Origin of the sequence: Cupriavidus pauculus, assembly GCF_022179805.1 — a bacterium.
In the GTDB taxonomy this organism is placed as follows: Bacteria; Pseudomonadota; Gammaproteobacteria; order Burkholderiales; family Burkholderiaceae; genus Cupriavidus; species Cupriavidus pauculus_E.
Genome location: NZ_BPUO01000002.1, coordinates 224,566 through 240,843 on the forward strand (window position 1 = coordinate 224,566; position 16,278 = coordinate 240,843).

Annotated in this window: 12 protein-coding genes; 9 read left to right on the forward strand and 3 right to left on the reverse strand. The window is 67.0% G+C overall.

Annotation, left to right across the window (positions count from 1 at the left end; all coding sequences use genetic code 11):
- Positions 1–3 precede the first annotated feature (3 nt).
- The 7 genes from MFF62_RS04655 (at position 4) to MFF62_RS04685 (ending at position 10,448) form a co-directional block, all read left to right on the forward strand.
- Positions 4–321, forward strand: coding sequence for a fimbrial protein (locus MFF62_RS04655; RefSeq protein ID WP_238260679.1), 318 nt, complete (start codon positions 4–6; stop codon positions 319–321).
- On the forward strand, positions 260–646 hold the full coding sequence (locus tag MFF62_RS04660; protein WP_238260681.1) for a DUF1120 domain-containing protein: 387 nt from the start codon (positions 260–262) through the stop codon (positions 644–646). The genes MFF62_RS04655 and MFF62_RS04660 overlap by 62 nt, the downstream gene beginning before the upstream one ends.
- A gap of 197 nt (positions 647–843) precedes the next feature.
- Positions 844–4,227 (forward strand): diguanylate cyclase, encoded by a 3,384-nt coding sequence (locus tag MFF62_RS04665; RefSeq protein WP_238260682.1) that lies wholly within the window; start codon positions 844–846, stop codon positions 4,225–4,227.
- 356 nt (positions 4,228–4,583) lie between these two features.
- On the forward strand, positions 4,584–5,888 hold the full coding sequence (locus MFF62_RS04670) for a dicarboxylate/amino acid:cation symporter (RefSeq protein WP_238260684.1): 1,305 nt from the start codon (positions 4,584–4,586) through the stop codon (positions 5,886–5,888).
- Positions 5,889–6,125: 237 nt separating this feature from the next.
- Positions 6,126–8,018 (forward strand): sensor histidine kinase, encoded by a 1,893-nt coding sequence (locus MFF62_RS04675; RefSeq protein WP_238260686.1) that lies wholly within the window; start codon positions 6,126–6,128, stop codon positions 8,016–8,018.
- The gene (locus MFF62_RS04680) at positions 8,008–9,384 is read left to right on the forward strand and encodes a sigma-54-dependent transcriptional regulator (protein ID WP_238260688.1); all 1,377 of its coding nucleotides are present in this window, start codon (positions 8,008–8,010) and stop codon (positions 9,382–9,384) included. The genes MFF62_RS04675 and MFF62_RS04680 overlap by 11 nt, the downstream gene beginning before the upstream one ends.
- A 464-nt stretch (positions 9,385–9,848) precedes the next feature.
- Positions 9,849–10,448 carry a helix-turn-helix domain-containing protein gene (locus MFF62_RS04685; RefSeq protein WP_238260690.1) on the forward strand — a complete coding sequence of 200 codons (600 nt, stop codon included), beginning with the start codon at positions 9,849–9,851 and terminating at the stop codon, positions 10,446–10,448.
- 60 nt (positions 10,449–10,508) lie between these two features.
- On the opposite strand, the gene MFF62_RS04690 is transcribed toward MFF62_RS04685, so the two are convergent.
- On the reverse strand, positions 10,509–11,591 hold the full coding sequence (locus MFF62_RS04690) for an ornithine cyclodeaminase (RefSeq protein WP_473700882.1): 1,083 nt from the start codon (positions 11,589–11,591) through the stop codon (positions 10,509–10,511).
- Between the two features lie 31 nt (positions 11,592–11,622).
- Entirely contained in the window at positions 11,623–12,501 is an 879-nt protein-coding gene (locus MFF62_RS04695) for a dimethylarginine dimethylaminohydrolase family protein (protein WP_238260694.1), read from the reverse strand.
- Positions 12,502–12,650: 149 nt separating this feature from the next.
- Between MFF62_RS04695 and MFF62_RS04700 the strand changes: the two genes are divergently transcribed.
- Positions 12,651–13,073, forward strand: a complete 423-nt coding sequence (locus MFF62_RS04700) for an Lrp/AsnC family transcriptional regulator (RefSeq protein WP_124682268.1) — start codon at positions 12,651–12,653, stop codon at positions 13,071–13,073.
- Positions 13,074–13,089: 16 nt separating this feature from the next.
- Here MFF62_RS04700 and MFF62_RS04705 read toward each other — a convergent pair whose 3' ends face one another.
- Positions 13,090–14,919 (reverse strand): chloride channel protein, encoded by a 1,830-nt coding sequence (locus MFF62_RS04705; RefSeq protein ID WP_404990618.1) that lies wholly within the window; start codon positions 14,917–14,919, stop codon positions 13,090–13,092.
- Positions 14,920–15,049: 130 nt separating this feature from the next.
- Here MFF62_RS04705 and MFF62_RS04710 point away from each other — a divergent pair, with 130 nt between their 5' ends.
- Positions 15,050–16,207, forward strand: coding sequence for an HPP family protein (locus MFF62_RS04710; protein WP_238260696.1), 1,158 nt, complete (start codon positions 15,050–15,052; stop codon positions 16,205–16,207).
- Positions 16,208–16,278: the final 71 nt, after the last annotated feature.

Here is a 16,278-nt window from a genome sequence, read left to right on the forward strand (position 1 = left end):
CCGATGAAAGACATGCACCGCATTGCCGTGACCGGCCTGCTAATCCTTGGCGCTTCGACCTGCGCCCTGGGCGCCGAGTCGGCCGATCTGCGCATGGGCGGCACCATCCGGCCGTCGGCCTGCGCCATTTCGCTGAACAACGATGGCGTGGTCGACCTGGGCACGATCCCGTCGAGCACGCTGAACGCGCAGGGCATGAAGGCCATGGCCACCATCAATACAGTCATGACTCCAGTGCGATGGCCCGACGCAGCTCGGCATGCAGATTGTCGACAATCGCGCCGCCACGAAGGTACCCCACGACAGCAAGTATCCCGATAACTACTTCGGCCTCGGCAGCGTGGACGCGGCCAACATCGGCAGCTACGCGCTGGTGATGAAGAACGGCAGTGCCGACGGCCGGACGGCCGCGCCGCTGGGAAGCAAGAACGCCGGCGCCAGCTGGACCCGCATGAGTGGCGATTACTACACCGGCACTGAGGCGACCTACGCGTGGTCGACTGACGCCTCGGCCACGCCAGGCACCATCGAGCGGCTGGAGCAGCCGCTGTCCGTCAAGACCTGGATCGTGTCCAAACCCAACCTGCCGATCCAAGGCGACATCTCGCTGGACGGTTCCCTGACACTTTCGGTCGTCTATTTATAGTGGCCCACCCGGCTGCCATACCAGTTTTCCCCGCCCCGCGCCAGTCCCAACAAAGCCGTGCAGCTACCCCTTTATCCGCTGTCGGATTTTGCCTGGCGCGACTAAAGTGCCACCTACGCTGGGCACGGTGCGACCATCGCACGCCTGCCCGCATGGCTTTCGGCACGCGTGGCGTGCCAAGTGGGAACCCGAAACTGATGACGCCCGACACGGCCGCGCCCCCTTCGAATCTTTCGCCCATGGCACGCCTTGGCAACTGGCGTCCGCTGCTGCTGGCGGGCACCGGCTATTTCCTGCTGGCCCTGGCCGGCCTGTGGCTGGCCCGCATTCCTGGCCACGCCGCGGCGGTCTGGCTGGCCAACGCGTTTGGCCTGGGCCTGCTGCTGCATCGCCCCAACCGCGAGACGCCGGCATTGCTGGCGGCCATGATGGCGGCCAATATCGCCGCGGACATCCTGGGCGCCGGCCACCCGCCGGGCGCCGCGCTGCTGCTTTCCGCCGCCAACCTGGTCGAACTGGCCGGTTCCGTGCTGCTCGTGCGGTTCATGGTCGGCCGCCAGGCGCTGTTCCGCACCGGGCAGTTGGCCACGTTCGCGCTGACGCTGGGCATCGCCTCGACGGTAGGGCCGGCGCTCAGCGGCCTGCTGGGCGCGTGGGTCATCGCGGCCCAATACGGCACGCCGTTTCCCAAGGTCTGGTGGAACTGGTGGAACGCCGGTGCCATCGGCATGGTGATGCTGCTGCCGCTGATGGTGTCCATCTCGCGCGAGCGCGTGCGCGCCACCTGCCAGCGGGCCATGCTGCTGCGCCTGGCCGGCCTGGCCGCGCTGTGCGTGGCCATTGGCGCCGGCGCCATCCGCGCCGGGCACGACCCGTTCGTGGTGATGTCGCTGCCGCTGGTGATCGTGGCGCTGGTCAGCAACCCGTTCGCCACGGCGCTGCTGACCCTGCTGGCCGCGGCGGCCGCCGAAGTCGTCGGCCTGCTGTCCGGCACCGAATTCCTGGCCACGCGGTCGATTCCGCTGTCGGGGGCGCTGGTGATGGTGTTCCCGGTCTGCATCGCGTTCATGACCGAGCAGAACCGCAAGGGCCGGATCGAACTGCGCGGCAGCGAACGGCGCTTCCGCCAGGCGCTGGAGCATTCGGCCATCGGCATGGCGCTGGTGGGGCTGGACGGGCGCTGGCAGATGGTCAACCGCGCCATGGTCGACCTGCTGGGCTACAGCCCCGACGAACTGCGCGACCTGCCGTTCCAGTTGATGACCCACCCCGACGACCTGGCGGCCGACCTGCGCCAGGTGGAGCGGCTGCTGGCCGGCGAGATCGATTCCTACCGGCTGGAAAAGCGCTACCGCCACAAGGACGGCCACTACCTCTGGACGCTGCTGGCGGTGTCGCTGGTGCGCGACGACAACACTGGCCGGCCCGACCATTTCATTTCGCAGGTGGAAGACATCCACACGCGCAAGCTGGCCCAGGAACAGCTGGAGCAGCTGACGCGCCGCACGCAATTGGCCGTGGAAGCCGGCGGCGTGGGCATCTGGGAATGGGATTTCTCGGCGGCAGCAATCACGTGGGACGCGCGCATGCACGCGCTGCACGGCACCGCGCCCGAGCTGGGGCCGCCCACGCTGGCCCAGTGGATCGCGATGGTCCATCCCGAGGACGTGAGCCGGGTCAGCACCGAGATGCGCCAGGCCATTCGTGGCGTGCGCCGCTTCGATACCGAATACCGCGTGGTGCGGCCCGCCGGCGAGATCCGCCATGTGCGCGCCATGGCCACGATCTCGCGCCACGAGGACGACACCACGCGCGCGCTGGTGGGCACCAACTGGGACATCACCGAGCAGCGCAACCTGAACCGGGCGCTGTTCGAGGAAAAGGAACGGCTGCACATCACGCTGCGCTCCATCGGCGACGCCGTGATCTGCACGGACCGCGTGATGCGCGTGACCTTCATGAACCCGATTGCCGAGCAACTGACCGGCTGGAGCATGGACGCCGCGATGGGCCAGCCGCTGGAACAGGTGTTCCGCATCGTCGACGAGGATACTGACCTGACGATTCCGAGTCCGGTGGAGCAATGCCTGGAAACGCTGCGCCCGGCCTACCTGCAAGAAGGCGCGGTGCTGCAGAGCCTGACCGGCGAGCGCCATGACGTGCAGGATTCCGCCGCGCCGGTGCTGGCCAACGACGGCAGCGTGCTTGGCGCGGTGCTGGTGTTCCAGGACATCACCACGTCGCGCGCGCTGCAACGCGAGCTTGCCCATTCGGCCACCCACGACGCGCTGACCGGCCTGCCCAACCGCGCCTGGTTCGAGAAACGGCTGCGCGAAGCCTGCGAGCATGCGCGGCTGCACGGCCACCAGCGCGCAGCGCTGTGCTTCATCGACCTGGACCGCTTCAAGATCGTCAACGACACGGCCGGCCACGGCGCCGGCGACGTGCTGCTGCGCGAACTGGGCTACGTGATCCGCCACCAGGTGCGCCCCGACGACCTGCTGGCGCGGCTGGGCGGCGACGAATTCGCGCTGCTGCTCAAGGATTGCAGCGTCGAGCATGCCGAGCAGGTCTGCATGAAGGTGATCGACGCCGTGCGCGAGCGCCGCTTTCCGTGGAACGGCCGCGTCTACGACGTGGGCGCCAGCATCGGCATCGCGGCCATCGACAACGACGTGCCGCCCGTGAGCGAACTGATGAGCCGCGCCGACGTGGCCTGCTATGCCGCCAAGGCAGCCGGCCGCAATCGCGTGTCGGTCTATCGCCGCGATGAAAGCGATGCGCGGCGCCACCACCGCGAGCTGGAGGTAGCCGCCGGCATCCATTCGGCGCTGGAGGCCAACCGCTTCCGGCTGTACGCGCAGGAAATCCGCTCGCTGCGCCCGGCCCAGGACGACACACGCCACGTGGAGATCCTGGTGCGCATGGTGGACGAGCAAGGCACGCTGATCATGCCCGGCGCGTTCATTCCGGCCGCCGAACGCTACGACCTGATGGGCCATATCGACCGCTGGGTGATCCGCAACGTGCTGCAGCAGTACGGCGACCGCCTGGCCGGCGTGCCGGGGTTGTCGGTGTCGATCAACCTGTCGGCCAACTCGCTGGGCGAGCCCTTCCTGCTGCCGTTCCTGCACGCCGCGCTGGAAGACTCGGCGCTGCCGGCCGACCGCATCCGCCTGGAAATCACCGAGACCGCGCTGATCAACAACATGACCGCCGCCAGCCGCGTGGTGGCCGACATGCGCAGCGCCGGCTGCACCGTGGCGCTCGACGACTTCGGCGCCGGCCTGTCGTCGTTTGCCTACCTGAAGCAGTTTCCGGTGGACTACCTGAAGATCGACGGCAGCTTCATCCGCAACCTGGCCCGCAACGCCGTGGACCGCGAGATCGTCAGCTCGATCAACGACATCGGCCACCGGCTGGGCGTGCGCACCGTGGCCGAATGGGTGGAAGACGAAGGTACGCTGCACACGCTACGGGCGATTGGCGTGGACTATGCGCAGGGGTATGCGATAGGGAAACCGATGCCGCTGGAAGCGTTTCTGGATACGTGCGAGGGCGCGGCGGCGGTTGACGGCTGACGCTTCCTAAGTGACGCTCCCCAATTGAAGCTCCCCTCTCCCGCAGGCGGGAGAGGGGAGCTTCACATCGGTTGGGGAGAAAACCCGCCCCCCCCAACCGCCTCCCCCATCACATCCCACCAAAACCCCGTTCGGAAACCCGAACAGCATTCCCCCCCTCCCTGTTCGGATTCCCGGACACCCCGCCGGCAGCACTCAAAAAATCCCTTTGTATTCATCGTTTTACATCTGTATTCAGACGGTCCTCCGCTGGCACGGCTCGTGCACTCTAGCCGCCGCTATATGACATCCCGGCCCGGGCTCGCTGCCCCCAAACCCGCGTGTGACGTGCCGGCACAAAGGAGGAAGTACCCACGATGACAAAACGACTGCCAACCCTGATCTTCATTGCGATGCTGCTCGGCGTGATCGTCGGCAGTGCCGCGCACAACATGGCGGCCGACGCCGCCTCCGCCAAGGCGATTGCCGACAAGCTGTCGATCCTGACCGACGTGTTCCTGCGCATGATCAAGATGATCATCGGGCCGCTGGTGTTTGCCACGCTGGTGTCGGGAATTGCCAGCATGGGCGACGGCAAGACCGTGGGCCGCATCGGCCTGAAGGCCATGGCCTGGTTCATGGCCGCGTCCATCACGTCGCTGCTGCTGGGCCTGCTGATGGCCAACCTGCTGGCGCCGGGCCACGGCATGAACCTGCCGCTGCCGGCCGCCGACGCCGCGTCGAACCTGAAGACCGGCTCGCTGAACCTGCGCGACTTCATCGCGCACATGTTCCCGAAGAGCTTCGTCGAGGCCATGGCCACCAACGAAGTGCTGCAGATCGTGGTGTTCTCGCTGTTCTTCGGCTTTGCGCTGGGCACGCTCAAGGACGGCGTGGGCAAGCCGGTGCTGGCCAGCATCGACGGCCTGGGCCACATCATGCTCAAGGTGACCAACTACGTCATGGCCTTTGCGCCGGTGGGCGTGTTCGGTGCCGTGGCGGCCGTGATCACCGCCCAGGGCCTGGGCGTGCTGGTGATCTACGCCAAGCTGCTGGGTAGCGTGTACGCCGCCCTGGCGCTACTCTGGATCGCGCTGATCGCCGGTGGCTACTTCTTCCTGGGCCGCGACATCTTCAAGCTGATCCGCCAGCTGCGCGCGCCGCTGATGATCGGCTTTGCCACGGCCAGCAGCGAGTCGGCCTACCCGAAGGTGATCGACCAGCTGAACCGCTTTGGCGTGAAGAGCCGCATCACCAACTTCGTGCTGCCGCTGGGTTACTCGTTCAACCTGGACGGTTCGATCATGTACACGTCGTTCGCCGCGCTGTTCGTGGCGCAGGTGTACGGCATCGAGCTGTCGCTGTCGCAGCAGATCACCATGCTGCTGGTGCTGCTGGTGACCAGCAAGGGCATCGCCGGCGTGCCGCGCGCATCGCTGGTGGTGGTGGCCGCCGTGCTGCCGATGTTCGGCCTGCCGGAAGCCGGCATCCTGCTGGTGCTGGGTATCGACCATGTCCTGGACATGGGCCGTACCGTGACGAACGTGCTTGGCAATGCCATCGCAACGACCGTTGTCGCCAAAAGCGAGAACGCGATCGGCGCACCGGATTTGTCCGACGAGGCTGACACCTCGGCGGACGATGCCGGCCTGACACCCGTTCAGGCTTTGGCCAGCAAGTAAGCTGGTCCAAGGTGTGCCAGGGCCCGGCTGCCGATCAGGCAGGCGGGCCTTTTTGCGTTTACGGCCTGCGCCGTATCCCCCGAATGGGGGATGGAAACGCCCCGACTTCCGATGGACGCAGCGCCGGCTGTGGTAAAACGTCGCCTTGCCCATGACGCCGCGCGGCCAAACGCGTGATTTTTCCGCGAACAAGAGCCCGATACGCCACATGGCGAGTTTCCGTCCCCCCGAATCCGCATGATCGTGTCTCCCCCCGACGGCGCCCGGACGTCCATCCCGCCCTGGCGCCGCGCTGTCCCGTTTGTCGCCCTGCTCGTGCTGGCCGTGCTGATCACGGGCGCCGGCTGGCTGGGCTATCGCTATACCTATGACGGCGCCCTGTCCCGCCAGGCCGAGCGCGGCCAGGTGCAGATGCGGCTGTACGCCCAGGCGCTGGAAAGCGAGCTGGCCCGCTACGACTACGTGCCCAGCCTGCTGTCGCTGGACGGACGCATCGATGCGCTGCTGCGCCAGCCCGCCTCGCCCGAGCGCGTGGCCCAGGCCAATGCCTACCTGGCGGCCCTGAACAGCCGGGCCGGCACGCGCGTCATCTACCTGCTCGATGCCCGGGGCAAGGTGCTGGCCACCAGCAACTTCCAGCGCCCGGACAGCTTCATGGGCGAAGACCTGAGCTTTCGCCCCTACTTCCGCGCCGCCATCGAAGGCCAGCTCGGCCGTTTCTACGGCGTGGGCACGACCCGCAGCGAGTCTGGCTATTACCTGTCGGCGCCGCTGGGCGACCGCGACCGCCCGGTGGGCGTGGCCGTGGTCAAGATCGGCCTGGAACCGCTGGAAAATCGCTGGCAGGGCAACGACAGCCAGATGCTGCTGGCCGACGAGAACGGCGTGGTGATCCTGGCATCGGACCCGTCGTGGAAGCTGGCCGCGCTGCACCCGCTGTCCGACGACCTGCGCGCGCGGCTGGACCGCAGCCTGCAATACAACCGCGCCGCCCTGCCCCAACTGGAACTGACCACCGTGCGGCCGCTGGCCAGCGGCCCGTCCGTGGGCGGCGATGCACTGGTGCGGCTGCGCCAGGGCCCGCCGATGCTGGCGCAGCACCTGGCGCTGCCGGGCACCGACTGGGACCTGACGCTGCTGACCAACACGTCGCAGGCGCGCGTGGCCGCGCTCAACAGCGCCGCGCTGGCCGGCGTGCTGGCCGCGTTCGTGCTGCTGCTGGGCGCCGCCTGGAATGTGCGGCGACGCATCGTCGGCGAACGGCTGGCCGCGCGCGCGGCGCTGGAAGCCGCCAACAGTGAACTGGAACGCAAGGTGGCGGAGCGCACCGCCGACCTTTCCGCCACCAACCAGCAACTGCAGGCCGAGGTGGTGGAACGGACCCGTACCGAGACCTTCCTGCGGCAGGCCCAGGATGGCCTGATGCAGGCCGGCAAGCTGGCTGCGGTGGGCCAGATGTCCGCCGGCATCGCCCATGAACTGAACCAGCCGCTGGCGGCGCTGCGCACGTTGTCCGGCAATACGGGCAAGTTCATGGCGCAGGGTGACTACGAGACCGCGCAAGGCAACCTGGACCGGATCATCGGCCTGGTGGAGCGCATGGGCCGCATTACCGGCGCGCTGAAGTCGTTCGCGCGCAATCCGGCGGCCGGCCAGGGCCACACCGCGCAACTGGCCGATACCGTGGACAACGCGCTGTTCCTGCTGGAAACGCGCATCGCGGCGGTGGCCCCGCGCATCGACCGCGACATCGACGCACACCTGGCCGTGGCGTGCGACCCGAACCGGCTGGAACAGGTGCTGGTGAACCTGGTCGGCAATGCGCTCGACGCGCTGAAGGGCCGCCCCGATCCGCACCTGTCGCTGCATGCCTACGAATCGGCGGACATGGTGCACCTGACCGTGCGCGACAACGGCCCAGGCTTGTCGGAGGCCGCCTTCGCCAAGTTGTTCGAGCCGTTCTTCACCACCAAGCCGGCCGGTGAAGGGCTGGGCCTGGGGCTGACGCTGTCGGCCGGCATCCTGAGCGAGAACGGCGGCAACCTGACCGCGACCAATCACCCCGACGGCGGCGCCTGCTTCACGCTGGCCCTGCCGCAGGCACGCGAGGCATTGCGCCATGTCGGCTGAACCGATCGAAGTCCAGGCGCCGGCCGACGCACCGGCCGCGCTCACAGTGCTGATCGTCGAGGACGATGCCGACGTGCGGCTGGGCTGCGAGCAGGCGCTGAAGCTCGAAGGCATCGCCACGCGCGCCGTGGGCAGTACCGAGGCAGCGCTGCGCGAGGTGGAGACCGGCTTCGCCGGCATCGTCGTGAGCGACATCCACCTGCCCGGCGCGGACGGCATGGCCCTGCTGCGCGAACTGGCCGGGCGCGACGCGTCGCTGCCCGTGATCATGATCACGGGGCACGGCGACGTCACGCTCGCAGTACAGGCCATGAAACAAGGCGCCTACGATTTTCTTGAGAAGCCGTTCTCGCCGGAGCGGCTGGTGGCCACGTGCCGCCGCGCGCTGGACAAACGACGACTCGCACTGGAAGTGGCCGACCTGCGTGCGCGCCTGGCGGGCCGCGAAGGGTTGACCGCAAAGCTGATCGGCCATTCGCCAGCCATCGAGCGGCTGCGCCAGATGATCGCCGGCGTTGGCGACACGGCGGCCAATGTGCTGATCCACGGCGAGACCGGCACGGGCAAGGAGCTGGTGGCGCGCTGCCTGCACGAAGCCAGCGGCCGGCGTGCGCGGCACTTCGTACCGATCAACTGCGGCGGGCTTCCCGAACAACTGTTCGAATCGGAAATCTTCGGCCACGAAGCCGGCGCGTTCACAGGCGCAGCCAAGCGGCGCATCGGCAAGATCGAACACGCCGAGGGCGGCACGCTGTTTCTCGACGAGATCGAGAGCATGCCGATGCCGATGCAGATCAAGTTGCTGCGCGTGCTGCAAGAGCGCGTGGTGGAGCGGCTCGGGTCCAACCAGCCGGTGCCGGTGAACACGCGCGTGGTGGCGGCCACCAAGGCCGACTTGCGCGCGCTGGCCGATGCCAGCCAGTTCCGCGCCGATCTCTACTACCGGCTGAATGTCGTCACGCTGGAGTTGCCACCGCTGCGCGAACGCCGCGAGGACGTGCCACTGCTGTTCGAACACTTTGTCGCACAGGCCGCGCTGCGCTTCGAGCGCGAAGCACTGCCGGCCTCGCCCGCCGAACTGGCGGCACTGGTGGCCTACCCGTGGCCCGGCAACGTACGCGAGTTACGCAACCTGGCGGAGCGCCATGTGCTGGGGCTAGGCTGCGACCCGGCCCAGGGCTCGGTCGCACCCGAGGCATTGCCGCTCGCACAGGCCGTGGACCAGTTCGAGCGTGCACTGATTGCCGATGCATTGCGGCGGCACGCGGGCAATCTCACGCGCGCCAGCGAGGCGCTGGGTGTGGCCAAGACAACGCTGTTCGACAAGGTGCGCAAGCATGGCTTGTCAGCGGGGTCTGCAAGCTGAATGAAAGGTCATCGCCCGCGTGCAAATGTGTCAAATGTATAGGACTTGGGAACCCAAGTTCGGCATGCAGGGTCTGTGATGCTATACGCGACGCCGGCTGCATAAATGTCGAGCGTCATGATGTTTGTCTATCGCTGTCCACCTAATCGCAATGATGTTCGTTAAACAACAAAAGTGTGACGCCAATCATTGCTTTCCCTGTAGCAACGAATCATCTTGAAGCCATACTATTGGCATTCAGCGTAAATGCTGCGAATGATGGAAGCGTGCACGGCAACCTGAAGCCGTTGCTACGTCAACACGAAGTAAAGCAACAAAGCAACAAAGACCGGCCGGGAGCAGGTCGAGAGCATCAGGGTCAGTAAAAAACAGCAGCCCGGTCAATGACCGACGTGGCGTGTCCGAGGACGCCCGTGCAGTGCGCGAGTCGTACTGTGCTGTTGATCGACACTACGGGTGATTGGATGAAACTGGATCCGGAACTGGCTGAAAAGCCGTACTACAGCACGCGAACCGCTGCAAAACTTCTCAACGTATCGCTGGGTACCGTCCAGAAAATGGTGGAACGCGGTGAACTTGGCGCCTGGAAAACCAATGGTGGCCACAGGCGCATCCACAAGGAAACCGTGCACCGGCTGCTGGAAAACCGGGCCTTGCCAGACACCACCGTCGAGCACAATCTCGATCTCGTCGTCTTCCACCCGAACCACACCGAAGCGCAACGCATCAGTGCGCAGCTCGGCAAGTGGTCGTTGCCGCTGAAGACGCAGGTACTGGAAGACGTAGTCGACACGGTCATCACGTCGGTGGATTCGCGCCCGCGCGTGGTGCTCTACTACGTCGAGGAACTGAACGACGCCGAGTCCGCCACGATCGAGAAGCTGCAGAATTTCTTCTCGCGCCAGCGCGTGATCTTTGCGGTGATCACCAACCGCCAGGCCTATGACGGCGTGGCCGATGCGCTGCAGCAATGGGGCATCATGGTGTTCCTGAAGACGCCGTCGCTCGAGGAAATCAAGGGCTTCCTGCGCGCCCAGCTGATGATGGGCCGCGCAGGCGCTTAAGAATTCGTTAATCTACGATGAAACAAACGGCCCGGACGATCAGTCCGGGCCGTTTGTTTTTCACGACGTCATTGCCTCGCTGGGCATGGGTCGGGACAAGGCGGTTGCTGCCGGCGGATCCAGTGGGTCCGCCGCCATCATCCAGCCATACAGGTCGCGCGGGTCGGGCGGCATCGCCACCAGCTCCACGGCACGGCCCGCGTTGCGTGCCAGCGCGGTGGCGTGAAGCCAGCGCAATGCCGCATAGTCTTCCAGCGCAAACCCGACCGAATCGAACACCGTCACCTCGTCGTCGCCCACGCGGCCGGGAGCGGCATCCGACAACACCTCCCACAACTCGCTGACAGGGGCCTCGGGCCATTGCTGGATTTCGCCCTCGATACGCGACTGGGGCGCGTACTCCACCACGATGCGCGCACGGCGCAGGATGTCCACGTGCAACTCGGTTTTACCTGGGCAATCGCCGCCCACCGCATTGAGGTGCATACCGGGTTGCACCATGTCCGGCGTGAGGATGGTGGCGCGCGTCTTGTCGGCGGTGACCGTGGTCACGATGTCGGCACCACTCAGCGCCTCGGACACCGAACGCACCGGCACAATCGCCAGACCTCGTACGTTCGCCAGATTGCGCATCAGCCGCGCCGTGGCGCCGGGGTCGATGTCGTAAGCGCGTATCGTCGTCACGCCGGCCATGGCATGAAACGCCAGCGACTGGAACTCGGCCTGTGCGCCGTTGCCGATCAGCGCCATCGTGCGCGCGCCGGGGCGGGCCATTGCCTGCGCGGCCAACGCCGAGGTGGCGGCGGTACGCAGCGCGGTGGCCAGCGTCAGGTCCGCCAGCAGCAGCGGAAAGCCGGTGTTCACGTCGGCCAGCATGCCGCAGGCCATGACGGTGGGCAGCGCATATTGCGCATTGCGCGGATGGCCATTCACATATTTGAAAGCGAACTGCGCGCCGTCACTGACCGGCATCAGCTCGATCACGCCCACGGGTGAATGGCTGGCGAGCCGCGCCGATTTCTCGAACGCCTGCCAGCGCAGGAAGTCTTCGCGCACACAGGCTGCCACCTGCACGATTGCCTGGCGCACACCCTCGCCGCGGACCAGTGCGGCGACGTCGCCAGCATCGAGAAAGCGGGTCATTGCAGGCCGTTGTTTCATGGCGGGTCTCCAGTCAGGCCGCCGCGGCGCGCCGCACACTGGCGCTGACGCGGTCCAGCCGCAGCGTCATGCAATACGCGCCGCCGCCCGACATCATGTACGGCGACAGGTCCACCTCATGCAGGCGGTAGCCGCGCTGTCCCAGTTCATGGCGAAGATGCGATGTCGTACGTGTCATGACCACGTGCTCGTCGAGATTGACCGCGTTGACGCTGAAGTGCCGCAGGTCGTCCTCGCTGGCCTCGATACGCTGGGCCACCGGCACACGAGCCCGCAATGTCCGCAACGCGGATTCGGTGAAGGCCGGCGGGTAATAGAGCACGTCGCCACCGGCCAGCGGGCAGAAGCAGACATCGAGGTGATAGCTCTGCTCCGTGGCCAGTTCCAGTGCCACCACCTCCTGGCCGAACTGGCGTGCCATGGCATCGGCGGCATCGCGCGACGAGCGGGGTCCGAAGCCGGCCCAGAAATGCCCGCGCGTGGCGTCCCAGATGCAATCGCCGGCGCCTTCCTGGAAGCAGCCGTCCGGCAGCGTTTCCACGGTGTCGATCAGGCCGCGCGCACGCAACTGCTCGAAGATGGCCGCGAATGGCTTTTCCTCGCCGCGTCGCTGCGGGTAACGAAAGCGCGCCAGCACTGCCTTGCCATCGAGCACGACGGCGGCATTGGCCGGAAACACCATGTCGGGCTGGCCCGGCGCGCCTTCGACCACTTCGACGGCAAACCCGGCCCGGTCCAAGGCCTCGCGCAGCGCATCGAACGACGCCAGTGCACGGCGATGCATGCCGCCGGGGTCGCGGGCCCAGGCCGCCGGGTCCATCCAGGGATTGATGCTGTAGGACACGTCGTAGAACGTTGGGGCAACCAGCAGAATGGTCGGGCGATCGGTCACGGCGGTCTCCTCAGTTAGATAAAGGCTCTGAGTGAATTGTCGTGCGCGTGCCTGCCAACGAATAGTTAGCAAACTGGACAAATTGCTAGGTTCGCTGAACAATTTGCTGGAGTGAACCAGCAATCTGCCAGTTACCAGGGAGGACCGCGATGGACGCCACCGATCGTCAACTGCTGGGCCTGCTGCGCGACAACGCGCGCACGCCGGTCACGGCGCTGGCCAAGGCGCTGCGCGTGTCGCGCGCCACCGTGCAGAATCGCATCGAGAAGCTGGAGAAGGAAGGCCAGATCGTGGGCTACACGGTACGGCTCAAGCCCGAAGCCGAGCCGCACCGCATCCGCGCCTGGATGACGGTGGCCGTAGAAGGCAACAAGGCGCGCCAGGTGCTACAGGCGCTGCGTGGCGACCCCAATGTACAGACATTGCACACGACCAATGGCCGCTGGGACATCATCGCCGAACTGCGCGCCGATACGCTGGAGCAGTTCGACCGCACGCTCGACCGGATCCGGCTGGTCGATGGCATTTCGGCCACCGAAACCAGCATCCTGCTGTCGAGCTACAAGCTCTGAACGGATCTGACTCGATTCAAGCGTTGCGACGCAGCGACATCGATCCCTGCTGCCTGCCGCGCAGCCGCTCGCGGTGGGTTTCCTCGTGCAACGCATGTTCGCTCGGCGCCAGCAGGTCGCGCAGCGACACGATGCCGACCAGCCGCATCGTGTCGAGGCTGTCGACCACCGGCATGCGCGCCACGCTCAGCGCCGCCATCTGCCCTGCCGCCGCGCGGCCCGTCTGCGCGGGCAGCAGCACCGTGGGCGTGCCACGGTCCGTGCCCCTGCCATCGGCCTGCGCGGTGACCAGATCGCCGCAGCGCAGTCCGGCATCGTCGCCCGCATGCGCGGCCACGATGGCGCTGCGATGCAGCATGCCCACCACGCGCCCATCTGCCAACACCGGATACGCGCGGTGCGCGGCCTGGGCGCCGAAGTAGCGGTCCAGCGCATCGGCCACCGGCAGGCTGGCGTCGATGGTCACCACCTCACGCGTCATCAGTTCTTCCACGTGCGAACGCTCCAGCGGATCGACGCCGTATTCGCGATAGATATGCAAGCCACGGCGCGCGATCTTCTCGGTCATGATGCCGCGCTTCATCGTCAGCACCGAGAAGCCGTAGGCCACCGCCGTGGTCAGCAGCAGCGGCAGCAGCGCCTCGCTGTCGTGCGTCAGGCCGAACGCGAACACGATGGCGGTCAGCGGCGCGCCCAGCACGCTGCCCAGCACGCCGGCCATGCACACCAGCGCCCACAGCGCGGGCGAACCGCCAGGCAGGAACGGCCCAACCACCACGCCCAGCCCGGCGCCCAGCATCAGCAGCGGCGCCAGCACGCCGCCCGACGTGCCCGAGCCCAGCGCGGCAATCCAGATCACGGCCTTCACGGCCAGCAGCGCCACGGCCACCTCGATGGCCAGCCGGTTGTTGAGCAGGTCGCCAATCACGTCGTAGCCCACGCCCAGCGCGCGCGGCTCGAAATATCCGCCGATGCCCACTACAAGCCCGCCAATCGCCGGCCACCACATCCAGTGCAGCCGCAGGCGGCCAAACGCATCCTCGGTGCGATACAGGGCCAGCGTCAGCGCCGCACCCAGCACGCCGCACAGCAGCCCGGCCGCCACGCACGACCCCAGCGCCACGGTACTGGCCGGTGCGGTGTGCAGCGGGAACAGCGGGCCGGCCTCGAACAGGAACGGCCGCAGGAACCCGGCCACGGCACATGCCAGCGCCACCGGCAGCAGGCTGCGCGGGCGCAGCTCGAACAGCAGCAGTTCGATGGCCAGCAGCACCGCCGCCACGGGCGTGCCGAAGATCGCCGTCATGCCGGCGCAGGCGCCTGCCACCAGCAGCGTCTTGCGCTCGGCGGCGGTCAGGTGCAGGTATTGCGCCAGCAGCGACGCAATCGATCCGCCCGTCATGATGATCGGCCCCTCGGCACCGAACGGCCCGCCGCTGCCAATGACGATGCCCGACGACAACGGCTTGAGCACCGCCACCTTGGGCGACATCTTGCTCTTGCCGAACAGTACGGCCTCGATGGCCTCCGGAATGCCGTGGCCCCGGATCTTGTCGCTGCCATAGCGCGCCATCAGCCCGACGATCAGCCCGCCGATGGCCGGCACGGCAATGACCCACGGGCCCAGCGCGTGGTGCGCGGGCGAGCGCTCGGCGAACGACAGGCTCTGGAAGAAGAACAGGTTGGTGAAGAAGCGGATCAGGTTGACGAGCACGAATGCCGCGCCGGTGCTGACGCCGCCAATGAGCAGCGCGATGCCGGCCAGCATGGGCAAACGGCCGTTTGCCGCGTAGTCGCGCCGCTCGAAACGCGGCTCGGATTGGTGCAATGCGGAATGATTTGTCATGGACATGAGCCGGGGGCGGCTGGGATGATGCGGAGAGCACAGCCTGCGAAATATATCATGCTGTGATACATTGACGGTCCGGTCAATGCACCGGTGACGCCCCCAACACCCAAAGCCGCCCCCGCTTTCGATGCCGACTGCATTCGACCCGACCTCTTCCGTCGCCGAGGCCCGTGCCTGGCTGCGCACTTTTGTCCCCATGCCGATCGCGGCCAACCGGCGCGAGCGGCTCAAGAGCTGCCTCGGCGCGCTGATTGGCCTGGCGCTGACCGAATGGATCTGCCGCCAGTTCCTGCAGGGGTTCAATCCATGGTTCATCGCCCCGATGGGGGCCTCCGCCGTGCTGCTGTTCGGCGTGCCGTCCAGTCCGCTGGCGCAGCCGTGGTCCATCATCGGCGGCAACATGGTGGCCGCCACCGTAGGCGTGGCCTGCGCAAAGTGGATTCCCGACCCCGGGCTGGCCGCTGGCGTGGCAGTGGCCGGCGCCATCGCGCTGATGTTCCAGTTGCGCTGCGTCCACCCGCCCAGCGGCGCCGTGGCCGTGACCGCGGTGTTTGGCGGGCCCGTCGTGCAGGCAATGGGCTTTGGCTTCGTGGTAATCCCGGTGGCCGTGAATTCGATGTTGCTGCTGCTGACCGCGCTGGCCTTCAACAACCTGGCGCGGCGCCGCTACCCGCACCGTCCGCCGGAACCAGCGGCCCAGCATCACACCCGTGACGTGCCGCCCAGCAAGCGCGTGGGCTTCACGCGGTCTGACCTCGATGCGGTGCTGGCGGCACGCGGCGAATTCCTGGATATCGAAGAAGACGATCTCGAAGCGATCCTGGTGGCCGCCGAGCTGCGCGCGTACTCGCGCCGGTTTGGCGACGTGCGCTGCGGCGACATCATGTCGCGCGACGTGGTGTCGGTGCGTCCCGGCCAGATGGCCGCCGACGCCACCGCGCTGATGGCGCGCCACCATATCAAGGCGCTGCCCGTGGTGGACCGCCAGCGGCGTCTGCTTGGCATCCTCACACAGAGCGACTTCTTCAGTGCCTACCGCGTGAATTCGCGCCGCGTCAACGGCGCGGTGCGCGACCTGATGACGCGTACGGTGATCTCCGCCAGCGCCGACCAGCCGATCGTCAATCTGGCGCAGGCGTTCTCCGATGGTGGCCTGCATCACGTGCCGGTCCTGGACGAGCGCAAGCGCGTGGTGGGCATCGTCACACAGTCAGACCTCGTCGCGGCGCTGCTGCGCCAGGGCGGTACGGCAACCGCCGCGGAAACCGCCACGGCGGCGTCCTGATGGCAAGCTGATCCATGCGGCGGGCCATCGCCCGCATTCGTTGATCCGGCAAGGGATAACCCGGAGTTGTC